Origin of the sequence: Nostoc sp. JL33, assembly GCF_017114985.1 — a bacterium.
Lineage (GTDB): Bacteria > Cyanobacteriota > Cyanobacteriia > Cyanobacteriales > Nostocaceae > Nostoc.
On sequence record NZ_JABXKP010000101.1, the window covers coordinates 45,954 to 55,930 of the forward strand.

11 protein-coding genes are annotated in these 9,977 nt (G+C 42.6%); 7 read left to right on the forward strand and 4 right to left on the reverse strand.

Translation table 11 applies throughout. The features are described 5' to 3' along the window. Positions 1-208 precede the first annotated feature (208 nt). The 4 genes from HWQ23_RS31400 to HWQ23_RS31415 all read left to right on the forward strand — a co-directional run bounded on the left by HWQ23_RS31400 (position 209) and on the right by HWQ23_RS31415 (position 5,367). Complete coding sequence (locus tag HWQ23_RS31400) at positions 209-1,528, forward strand: hybrid sensor histidine kinase/response regulator (protein ID WP_292837490.1); 1,320 nt, start codon at positions 209-211, stop codon at positions 1,526-1,528. Positions 1,529-1,666: 138 nt separating this feature from the next. Next, positions 1,667-2,875: a circadian clock protein LdpA gene (ldpA, locus tag HWQ23_RS31405; RefSeq protein ID WP_292837491.1), complete on the forward strand. Its 1,209-nt coding sequence runs from the start codon at positions 1,667-1,669 to the stop codon at positions 2,873-2,875. An 84-nt stretch (positions 2,876-2,959) separates the two neighbouring features. Continuing rightward, positions 2,960-4,702, forward strand: a complete 1,743-nt coding sequence (locus HWQ23_RS31410) for a R3H domain-containing nucleic acid-binding protein (protein ID WP_292837515.1) — start codon at positions 2,960-2,962, stop codon at positions 4,700-4,702. A 56-nt stretch (positions 4,703-4,758) separates the two neighbouring features. After that, the gene (locus tag HWQ23_RS31415) at positions 4,759-5,367 is read left to right on the forward strand and encodes a hypothetical protein (RefSeq protein WP_292837516.1); all 609 of its coding nucleotides are present in this window, start codon (positions 4,759-4,761) and stop codon (positions 5,365-5,367) included. 83 nt (positions 5,368-5,450) lie between these two features. Here HWQ23_RS31415 and HWQ23_RS31420 read toward each other — a convergent pair whose 3' ends face one another. Then, on the reverse strand, positions 5,451-5,825 hold the full coding sequence (locus HWQ23_RS31420; RefSeq protein WP_292837493.1) for a DUF5615 family PIN-like protein: 375 nt from the start codon (positions 5,823-5,825) through the stop codon (positions 5,451-5,453). Between the two features lie 9 nt (positions 5,826-5,834). Continuing rightward, entirely contained in the window at positions 5,835-6,065 is a 231-nt protein-coding gene (locus HWQ23_RS31425) for a DUF433 domain-containing protein (protein WP_229501250.1), read from the reverse strand. A gap of 16 nt (positions 6,066-6,081) precedes the next feature. Here HWQ23_RS31425 and HWQ23_RS31430 point away from each other — a divergent pair, with 16 nt between their 5' ends. Next, positions 6,082-6,294: a hypothetical protein gene (locus HWQ23_RS31430; RefSeq protein WP_292837495.1), complete on the forward strand. Its 213-nt coding sequence runs from the start codon at positions 6,082-6,084 to the stop codon at positions 6,292-6,294. A gap of 133 nt (positions 6,295-6,427) precedes the next feature. Here HWQ23_RS31430 and HWQ23_RS31435 read toward each other — a convergent pair whose 3' ends face one another. Next, positions 6,428-7,627, reverse strand: a complete 1,200-nt coding sequence (locus tag HWQ23_RS31435) for a Coenzyme F420 hydrogenase/dehydrogenase, beta subunit C-terminal domain (protein ID WP_292837497.1) — start codon at positions 7,625-7,627, stop codon at positions 6,428-6,430. A 55-nt stretch (positions 7,628-7,682) separates the two neighbouring features. Here HWQ23_RS31435 and HWQ23_RS31440 point away from each other — a divergent pair, with 55 nt between their 5' ends. After that, positions 7,683-7,868, forward strand: coding sequence for a type II toxin-antitoxin system HicB family antitoxin (locus HWQ23_RS31440; protein ID WP_292837499.1), 186 nt, complete (start codon positions 7,683-7,685; stop codon positions 7,866-7,868). A gap of 42 nt (positions 7,869-7,910) precedes the next feature. Here HWQ23_RS31440 and HWQ23_RS31445 read toward each other — a convergent pair whose 3' ends face one another. Then, complete coding sequence (locus HWQ23_RS31445) at positions 7,911-8,597, reverse strand: hypothetical protein (RefSeq protein WP_292837501.1); 687 nt, start codon at positions 8,595-8,597, stop codon at positions 7,911-7,913. Positions 8,598-9,075: 478 nt separating this feature from the next. Here HWQ23_RS31445 and HWQ23_RS31450 point away from each other — a divergent pair, with 478 nt between their 5' ends. Next, a complete protein-coding gene (locus HWQ23_RS31450; RefSeq protein ID WP_292837503.1) occupies positions 9,076-9,906 on the forward strand; it encodes an alpha/beta hydrolase in 831 nt (276 codons plus the stop codon). Positions 9,907-9,977 lie beyond the last annotated feature (71 nt).

Below are 9,977 nucleotides of genomic sequence, written 5' to 3' on the forward strand. Positions count from 1 at the left end.
AAAATACTAAGTAAACTTTTTGGAATTTTTTTTATTATTACAGGTTTATGAACGGATTCTGCAACAGCTATCACTTGCTTTTAAACTGTCAAGATATAGCTATGAAATAGTAGTTGGGAAAAATTTAATTGTTGACGCTCGGCTAGATAATCTGCGCGTGCTATCTACTATACTCCGATGAAAAAGAGGAGGAAGGGGGAAAGGGGAAATGCATTTTAATCAAACTAACCATCATAAAAGAAATATTTTGGTGGTTGATGATACCCCAGATAATTTACGGCTTTTATCGGCGATGTTGACTGCACAAGGTTTTGAAGTTCGCAAAGCCTTAAACGGTAAAATGGCACTGACTGCGTGTCAAATGGTTTTGCCAGATGTGATTTTGCTAGATATCAATATGCCAGATATGGATGGCTATCAAGTTTGTCAACAACTGAAAGCTGATGAGAAAACTTCTGAAGTCCCAGTAATTTTTATTAGCGCCCTGGATGATGTTGTAGATAAGGTAAAAGCCTTTGACGTTGGTGGTGTAGATTATATTGCAAAACCTTTTCATGGGGCAGAGGTTGTGTTGCGAATTGAAAATCAGATTAATTTACGTTTGCTCCAAGTTAAACTGCAAGAAAAAAACTTTTTACTCCAACAGGCTCTTGATAATTTGAAAGCCGCCCAAGTTCAACAAATTCAAAACGAAAAGATGGTGGCGCTGGGGCAGTTAGTGGCTGGGCTGGCTCATGAGATTAATAACCCTATCAGTTTTATTTATGGGAATCTCCAATATGCTGGTCAATATGTGCAAGACCTAGTGAATATGATTGAGGTCTATCAGCAGGAATATCCCAAACCCACACCAAAAATTCAGCAAATAGCCAATAATATAGACCTGAATTTTATAGTTAAGGATCTGCAAAACCTGATAGGTGCAATGTATAGAGGTTCTGATCGCATTCGGGAAATTGTACTGGCGCTACAACACTTTTCTCGCCATGATGAAGCAGAAATGAAGTCGGTAAATATCCATGAAGACATCGAAAATACTTTGGTGATGTTACAACATCGACTCAGGGAAGTAGCCGATCGTCCCGCAATTGTTGTAGTGAAAGATTATGGTAACTTGCCCCTAGTAACTTGTTATCCAAGTGAACTAAACCAAGTATTTATGCATCTGTTGAATAATGCTATTGATGCAATAGAAGAGCGAGTGGAGAATCAATCTTCTGCTCCCGACTCCCAACTTCCGACTCCCCAAATTCGGATTCATACAGAGGTGACATTGAATATGGTCAAAATTGCGATCGCTGATAATGGTCTTGGTATAGAAGAGTCGTTGCGATCGCGTTTATTTGACCCATTTTTTACGACAAAACCTGTGGGTAAAGGTAGTGGGCTTGGATTATCCATCAGCCATCAGATTATTGTCCAAAAACACCGAGGAAATATTACCTGTACCTCATCTGTTGGGCAAGGAGCAGAATTTGCGATCGAAATTCCCATAGAGCAACCTGAGCCTTGTGTTAATTATTCTTGAGTTTGAGGTGAAATCTTTTACCAGTATGCTTACCAAAATTGGATATTTTTTTTACTTGGAAGTCCGTTAATCAGGATATCCGGATTTTTTCTTGATTACAGACTACTATTTTTAGTCGCATAAACGCATAATAGAAGAGTGACTGATTTGTTCGCCCCTTTACAATCTCTCAAACAAGGTGACTGGTTCAAGCTGATCTGCGGAGCCAGCTTCCAGCATTTGCCGGCAGTCAGAAGTTTAACGTTAGCCTATACTTTGGCGGGCGCTGACTGCATAGATGTCGCAGCTGATCCAGCAGTGATCGCAGCAGCGCAAGCAGCGCTACTTGTAGCCAGAACTCTTGCTAGGGAAGCCCAAAAACGAGGCTTTGACTACAAAGGCAACTCACCCTTTTTGATGGTCAGCCTGAACGATGGAGAAGACCCCCATTTTCGGAAAGCAGAATTTAATCCTACTGAGTGTCCTACAGAGTGCCCTAGACCCTGTGAACGGATTTGTCCGGCACAAGCAATCGTGTTTAACAGTATAAAAGAAGACTTTTCGGGAGTATTATCACAAAAGTGCTATGGCTGCGGTCGTTGTATACCAGTTTGCCCATATGATATAATTTATACAAGTTCACATATGTCAACGCCGTCAGCGATCGCGCCATTGGTAATGTCAACGGGAGTAGATGCCGTAGAAATCCATACAAAAGTTGGGCGGTTGGCAGAATTTCAGCAATTATGGCAAGCAATTTCACCGTGGGCGGATCAACTAAAGTTACTAGCCATCAGTTGTCCCGATGGCGAGGGGATGATTGACTACCTAAGAGCAGTATATGAACTGATTGCCCCACTCAACAGTGCTTTAATTTGGCAAACCGACGGTCGTCCGATGAGTGGTGATATTGGCGATGGCACCACAATAGCCGCGGTGAAATTAGGGCAAAAAGTTTTGGCAGCTAAGTTACCAGGATATGTGCAGTTAGCAGGCGGCACAAATAGCTATACCGTTGCTAAGTTAAAGGCAATGGGGCTACTCAACGATTTTAGATTGCCGATTTTAGATTTTAGATTAGAATCCGCCAATCCACAATCTAAAATCCGTCTTGAAAAGTTTGTTACGGAGGGAAACCCTGCTGACAACTTTTCGCAAAATTCAAAATCCAAAATTGCTGGGGTCGCCTACGGTAGCTACGCTCGTGTACTGCTGTCACCAATTCTCGAACAGTTAGAGAATAAGGAGGTAAATAACACCAATGTGCAAACGAATCTTCGCCTCGAAGAAAATGACGTATTACTTTGGCAAGCTGTAGAACTTGCCCATTCTCTCGTTTCCCAGATCAAGTCACAGCAGGAGCGTTAATTGCTCGTTTCGGGAAATTACCCAGAGCAGTTTCTCCTGCACGCAAATGTCCTCGCTATCTCTAAAAACGTCACCATAGAAAGCATGACGATTACAGACGATCTCCAAAAATTATTAGACATTTTGCCCCAAGACCTGCAACAAGTACTAGAGAGTCATCCCAAACGAGATAGTTTAGTAGAAGTGGTCTTGGATTTGGGCCGTCGCCCAGAGGCTCGGTTTCCTAATCAAGCTGAGTATCTGAGCGAAGTACCCGTTACTCAAGAACAGATAGATGATTGTATTCAACGAGTTGGAATCTTTGGCGGAGATAATCGAGCAGGAATTGAGCAAACTTTGCATCGGATCAGCGCCATCCGCAACCGCACGGGTAAGATTATTGGCTTGACCTGTCGCGTTGGTCGAGCGGTATTCGGAACCATTGGCATGATCCGCGATTTGGTAGAAACTGGTAAATCGATTCTCATGCTGGGGCGTCCAGGCGTGGGCAAAACTACTGCCTTACGGGAAATTGCCCGTGTTTTAGCGGATGATCTGCATAAGCGAGTAGTAATTATTGACACCTCCAACGAAATCGCTGGGGATGGTGATGTTGCCCACCCCGCCATTGGTCGCGCTCGGCGGATGCAAGTGGCTCATCCAGATCAACAGCATCAGGTGATGATTGAGGCAGTGGAAAACCACATGCCAGAAGTTATTGTCATTGATGAAATTGGCACAGAACTGGAAGCTTTAGCGGCTCGTACCATTGCGGAACGGGGCGTACAGTTGGTAGGTACTGCCCACGGCAATCAGATCGAAAATCTGATTAAAAACCCCACCCTGGCTGATTTAGTTGGGGGTATCCAAGCTGTGACGCTGGGAGACGATGAAGCCAGACGGCGAGGTTCTCAAAAGACTGTTTTGGAGCGTAAAGCCCCTCCTACCTTTGAAATTGCTGTGGAAATGTTGGAACGCCAACGCTGGACAGTACACGAAAGTGTTGCTGACACAGTAGATAATCTGCTGCGCGGGCGTCAGCCTACCCCACAAACGAGAACCGTTGATGACCACGGCAAAGTCGCGGTTACAAGGCAGTTAGCTGTTGTCAACGGTCGCGGTGGACAGCTAGCGACAGTGGAGGAATCTTTCCCACCCCCGCGACAGTCTAATGGCTCTAATGGGTGGCGTTCATCTGGACAAATGGTAGCACTGCCGCAATTGCCTGTAGAGCGGGTGACTGGACGGACTGAGTTTGACCGTTTGCTGGATGAATCCTTCAATTATTCTGAAAGCATTGATTTGGATGCTGCTACAAGAGTGCCAGGGCCGAATGGTGAAGATTTGCCACTGCACGTTTACCCCTATGGCGTTAGTCGCCATCAACTAGAACAGGTAATTAGCGTGCTAACTTTGCCCGTGGTATTGACAAAAGATATAGATAGTGCTGATGCAATTTTAGCACTGCGATCGCACGTCAAAAACCACGCCAAATTACGCCAAATGGCCAAAGCCCGTCATGTACCCATCCACGTAATTAAGTCCAGCACCATTCCCCAAATTACCCGTGGCTTGCGACGCTTACTGAACATTGATGACCCAGAGATGGCCGATGACCTAGAATTGCAACTGTTTTTGCACAATGGTAGCGATGATGAAATGGATGCTCTTGAAGAAGCCAGACTTGCTGTTGAGCAAATTGTGATTCCTAAAGGACAGCCAGTCGAATTATTGCCGCGTTCTTCCCAAGTTCGCAAAATGCAACATGAGTTGGTAGAACATTATCGCCTCAAGTCGCATAGTTTTGGCGAAGAACCAAATCGCCGCTTACGGATTTATCCGGCGTAACCTCACCTTAGCCCCTCTTCGCATTGCGGAGAGGGGATGTCACTAGGAGACACTTGATATCCTATAGAGAGTTTTCTTTAAGAAAAGTAAAGCAAGACTTTAATCTCACCTTAGTAGAAGGTGGGCGATTTTTACCTCCTATAGAACCAATCTCACCTAGTCCTCTGCTGGCTGAATTTTTAGCACAAAGTATCCAGTTAGCAATTGCAATGGGTTCTGAGAAAGCTAGATCAGAATTGATTATCAGCCCAATATTATTTGAAGTCCGAAAAATTCTTAACAGACAAATCAGTTTCTTTTCTGGAGAAGAATTTAATGTTGAGCCAGAAGTGGGACTGGCGGGATTTTGCGACTTTCTGATTAGCATTTCGCCAGAACAGTTATTTATTGAAGCCCCAGCAGTGGTGATTGTGGAAGCCAAAAAGGAAAATCTTAAAGGTGGTTTGGGGCAGTGTATCGCAGAAATGATCGCCGCCCAAAGGTTTAATGCCAAATACGAAAAACCTATTGCTACTATCTACGGTTGTGTTACTAGTGGCAACCTGTGGACGTTCCTAAAATTAGAGGATAGCACTGTTACTATTGATTTAACTGAGAACTTAATTCCTCCCGTAGAACAAATTTTAGGTATTTTGGTGTGGATGATTCAGTCACAATTAACTTAAGTTTAGGTTTCGCTGAGAGCGGCTGTCACAGCTATCCATACCAGACTTGTCCTAACCAGGATGTCCTCTGCTGTAACTACAAATTATCTCATCGGCAATCTACGGGTACGTACAGTAGCATCTTCTATAGTTACAGCACCACCTTCCCTAAGTATTTGTTCTACTTGAGGAATTGTGTTCATGAGCCTTTTAATAATGATGTCTGGGTCAGTTAATGATAATCTCAAGGTGACTAAGCTTGGTTGATTGTAGCCTCCCAAGGCTAGCAGCATAGAAAAGTCTAAATCTTGAGTTACAACAACTCTATTTTCCTGGCGGGCAAATTCTAAGATTTCCAAATCGGATGTAGTTGCAGGCAAAACATCAGAGACTCGAATAATATCCCATCCTTCCCCTTGCAACGCAGCTACAGTCTGAGGTGAAATGTTCATGTCTGCTAGTAGCCTGATATCAGTCACAGGTGTTCCTCAAGCAGTTGGGACTATCTGAATTTGATCGGAAACAACCCAAGCGGCGTATTTGAGTGCCTGTTGAATATCTTCAGCTTCCAGTTCTGGATAGGCTTGTAATACCTCTGCCACAGACTTACTATTCGCTAGCATCTTGAGGATGACACTAACAGTGATTCGCATACCCCGAATTGTTGGTTGCCCCAAGCAAATATTAGGATTTAGGGTGATGCGATCAAGTTTTTCCATGTTTCTCTGCGTGCAGATGCCTTACAGTTCAATTATAGTGCGTACACGCGCTAATTTATCTAGTTTAACCGTTGTAGTCAGCCATCGCCTCGCTTTGACAAAACTAGCAGACCGAGTAGTAGTACTAGAACACGGTCAAATTATCGAGGTAGGCACTCATGACGAACTTATAGCATTAGGCGGACAGTATCATTTAATGTTTACTCGTCAAGGTAGTAGTTACAACTGAGTCGAGAATGGGGAGCGAGCAGAAAATTACAAACAAGCTTTTACTATCTAATATAAAAGTTTGCCCATATCTAAGCAAAGCCTGCTTGCAAAAGCAGGCTTTGCTTAGATATATTTTACACAAACGGTAAACATTATTCTGGTAATTTATATTGCTCAACAATCCGCTTGGCAAACTCTGGAACATGCGCTTCTAACTTCTCTGGATGATTTCGCTTTACATACAAATAATTCCGAGTAAAGTGAGAATCAATGGAAAACCGCGCATATTCTAAACCCTTGGGGCCGATTTTTTCGATCACCACACCCATGAGTTTTGCTGCCCACATCGGGAGGGTAACGCCTTTATCGTAAGCGGGAATACTTTGCTGTACAGCTTCCTTCCGGTTGCCTTTAGACATTACTGGTTGGGTGTCTAACTGGTCTTTCACCAAATCCAGCATTTCCTTGCCTGTGTCATTTCTAACTACAATCCATTGCCAGCCGAAGGGTGCGCCCATGTAGCCAACGACTAAATCGGCTAGGGAGTTGACGTAATCAAAGCAACTCATACAGGATGGGGCAAAGACATCTTTAAGTTGGTTGGTCTTCAAGCCAAAGAAAGGTACTGTTTCAGATGAGCCATCCTCATGTTTGAAGTGAACCCGGAAGTCTTGCATGAATTCGTAATGCACAACTGTATCAGGCGATCGGCTGGTGGTTTCTAAGAATTTTTGCAGTCCGGCGCGGTTAACATTATCTACGCAGGGCGTACCCAAAACATACAGCTTTTCTAAGCCAAGTTGTTTTTCTACGGCTCGTAATGCCTGGATTTGGCAACCAACACCAATTACCAACAGCCGTTTCATCCCCGATTTTTCTATCTGTTCCAACACGGAAAGGTTCGGGGAAAGAGTTGGTTTATTTACCCGCGCTGCTAGTATTTCTTCTGGGGTACGGGCGATGATAGGCATGGGTTGAAAGCGGTCTTCTTTGGTATTTTGCACACAGACGACACCTTCAACTATGCCGCAATTGAGCATTTCAATAGCAATGCTGCTAACAATACCCGTCCATTGTGCGCCTTCGATTGGCTGCTGTTTCCGCGCCGCTATCATGTCTTGGTGAACACCAAAGTAGAGTTCATCGGGGTTGTCAAGATGGCGCGATCGCGCGTGTGTTTCTTCTTCAAGTTCGCCTATCTGCTGATTAATAAAAGCGCAGGCTTCCTTGACATAGTGAATATAGTATGTATCGCATAGTCCGCACTCACTACAGAGTTCTTTCGCAGGGCGGCGGCTGGTAGGTTTGATAGCTCTGGCTTTTTTGTGCTTGCTAGAATCAACTGAGGTCATATAAATTTTTTGTTTTATTTCAGGAATCGCTTTTATTACAATACCTTCACTGGCTATGAACTTCACGATAGAAATTGAACAAGAAGAGGATGGACGCTTTTTAGCTGAAGTGATTGGTTTTTCTGGTGTACTGGCTTATGGACAGACACGAGAAGAAGCAGTTGCTAGAGTTCAAGCATTAGCTCTGCGTGTATTAGCAGATAAGCTCGAACATGGGGAAGTAATGCACACCAGCACCTAGCGCCAGTGCAGCCCAAAAATTTGATTGATGTTTTTAAGCAAATCACCATCTTTTATTTCGAGCAACCTTCATTTGTTCAAGTAGTGTTGATGTACTTAGATATATTTCTGGAAATCGGTCATATTCTCTGAGCCAAGCACTAACTTTTGGATTAATCCAATTGAGAAAACAATAAATATCACTATGTATGTTGTCAAGTTGCAGGTAATTCCAAATTGGTTCATGGTGAAAATTGCGGTTACGTAACAAATGTATATTTTTGATTTTTGGTCGTATTTGTTTAATATTAAGATCAGAGGGATTAGCATATTTAAATAATTGTTTACAAAAAGGACGCCATATCGTAATTTCATAACATTTTTTATCTATTAAGCTTTTCCAAAATCCAAAACTCAGTTCTGGAATTAAGCGATTTAAGTTATGCTTGCATTTTTTAAGAGCAGCGTTAACATTCTCATATTCGTAACTGTCTAATTCAATTTTTCCGTTACATAACCAATCATTACCATGCTCAACTAATAATACATTGTCGATTGTATTGCGTAGAGCAATCTCTAAAGTATGTAAACTTGGATACAGTGCCTCGGAAAGTTGAGTATTGATCTGACATATTCTGATGGCGTCGCCGTGATTACTATTCGCAGCGCTAAGATATGGTTTCATACGTGCGGCTGAAAAATTCATCACAATATCTTTTAGCTCATCATCTGTTAGTTTAGGCTGAGGCATTGACAACTCTTCTAATATTCGCTATATTATATTCTGTAGACACCAGAACGTCCTATGTCTCGTACAACCGAGTTATGATCCTGGTGTAAAGAAATTTAATTTTGATTGCGTTTTTAAAGAAACCCCCTAAACTTTATATGTTTAGGGGGTTTTGTTATATGACAAAATTATTAATGTTTAGTTATTTACTGTAAAATTAGTGTACATAAAGCTTTGAAAATATTCAGTAAAATAACTTAAAAGTTTGCTTTTCCAAGCCTCTGTATCTGTATCTCTAGTTTTAGCTAAAACGCGATCGCTCTTAAATCCATCCAGAACAGAGGTGCTTGAAAGGTAGATTAGAAGCTGATTTCAGCAGATTGTGTTCCCATGACTATGATATAATTGCATGAGAGCAATTGTTCAAAATTTCAGTTAATAGTTTTTTGTAGCGAGTGAACAACGAACATTGCTGTAAAGATTTAAGTCTGTTCTCAAAATGAATTCATACACTGAAACAGAATTCTTTATTGGTGCTATTCCGTACCAAATGTACGTTCAATATTACCGGCCGAGTCAAGACCAAAATTCAGTTCCTATTGTGTTTTTGCATGGCGCCTTTCATACAGGTACTTGCTTTGTCAAAACACCCGATAATCGCCAAGGTTGGGCAGCATATCTGGTAGAAAAAGGCTACCCAACCTATATTGTTGACTGGCCAGGGCATGGTCGGTCGGGCTTTGTTCCAGACTTCCCGGTGATGTCATATCAACGGGTAATCAATGCTACAGTGGCGCTACTCCAACAGATTGGCCCGGCTGTGATTCTTACCCACAGTATGTCTGGTGTCGTTGGTTGGCAGACGGCACAAACTCATCCCAAACTTGTTAAAGCTATTATAGGCATTGCACCAAGTCCACCAGCCAATCTATTACCAATTATCACAAAAAACTCTTCTTTGGCTTTTCCCGAAGATCGTCCACGTATCCAGTCGCGTGAAAATACTAAAAAGTATTTCACCAATTCAGATACTTTTCCGCAACAGGCATTTGAGAATTACTTTTGCAGTTTGGTCGCTGAGAGTGCGCGGATGAGCAACGAATGCAGAAATGTTGAAGGACGAGGGCTTTATATTTGCGACCCTCAGATACTATTTGATATTCCCATATGTGTGATTACGGGCGACCAAGACCCGCGCCATCCTCGTGAGACAGATGCAGAAACTGCAAAATACTTTCGGGGTGATTTTATTTGGCTTCCTGAAGTTGGACTCCCTGGCCACGGTCATCTCCCGGATTTCTCACGAGCGAGAAAAAAACATCTGGATTAGCCAAACTTAGGATAAATTAATTGATACATTGTTAAATTAAGCGTAGATTAAAATAATTCAGCAGTAAAAAC

Excerpts from the sequence above, each read along its gene's own strand:
- HWQ23_RS31425 (WP_229501250.1), bottom strand. The coding sequence starts at position 6,065 with ATGGAAAAACTTGATCGCATCACCCTAAATCCTAATATTTGCTTGGGG.
- HWQ23_RS31440 (WP_292837499.1), top strand. The coding sequence starts at position 7,683 with ATGAACTTCACGATAGAAATTGAACAAGAAGAGGATGGACGCTTTTTA.
- HWQ23_RS31410 (WP_292837515.1), top strand. The coding sequence starts at position 2,960 with ATGACGATTACAGACGATCTCCAAAAATTATTAGACATTTTGCCCCAA.
- HWQ23_RS31430 (WP_292837495.1), top strand. The coding sequence starts at position 6,082 with ATGCCTTACAGTTCAATTATAGTGCGTACACGCGCTAATTTATCTAGT.
- HWQ23_RS31445 (WP_292837501.1), bottom strand. The coding sequence starts at position 8,597 with ATGCCTCAGCCTAAACTAACAGATGATGAGCTAAAAGATATTGTGATG.
- HWQ23_RS31400 (WP_292837490.1), top strand. The coding sequence starts at position 209 with ATGCATTTTAATCAAACTAACCATCATAAAAGAAATATTTTGGTGGTT.
- HWQ23_RS31450 (WP_292837503.1), top strand. The coding sequence starts at position 9,076 with ATGAATTCATACACTGAAACAGAATTCTTTATTGGTGCTATTCCGTAC.
- HWQ23_RS31435 (WP_292837497.1), bottom strand. The coding sequence starts at position 7,627 with ATGACCTCAGTTGATTCTAGCAAGCACAAAAAAGCCAGAGCTATCAAA.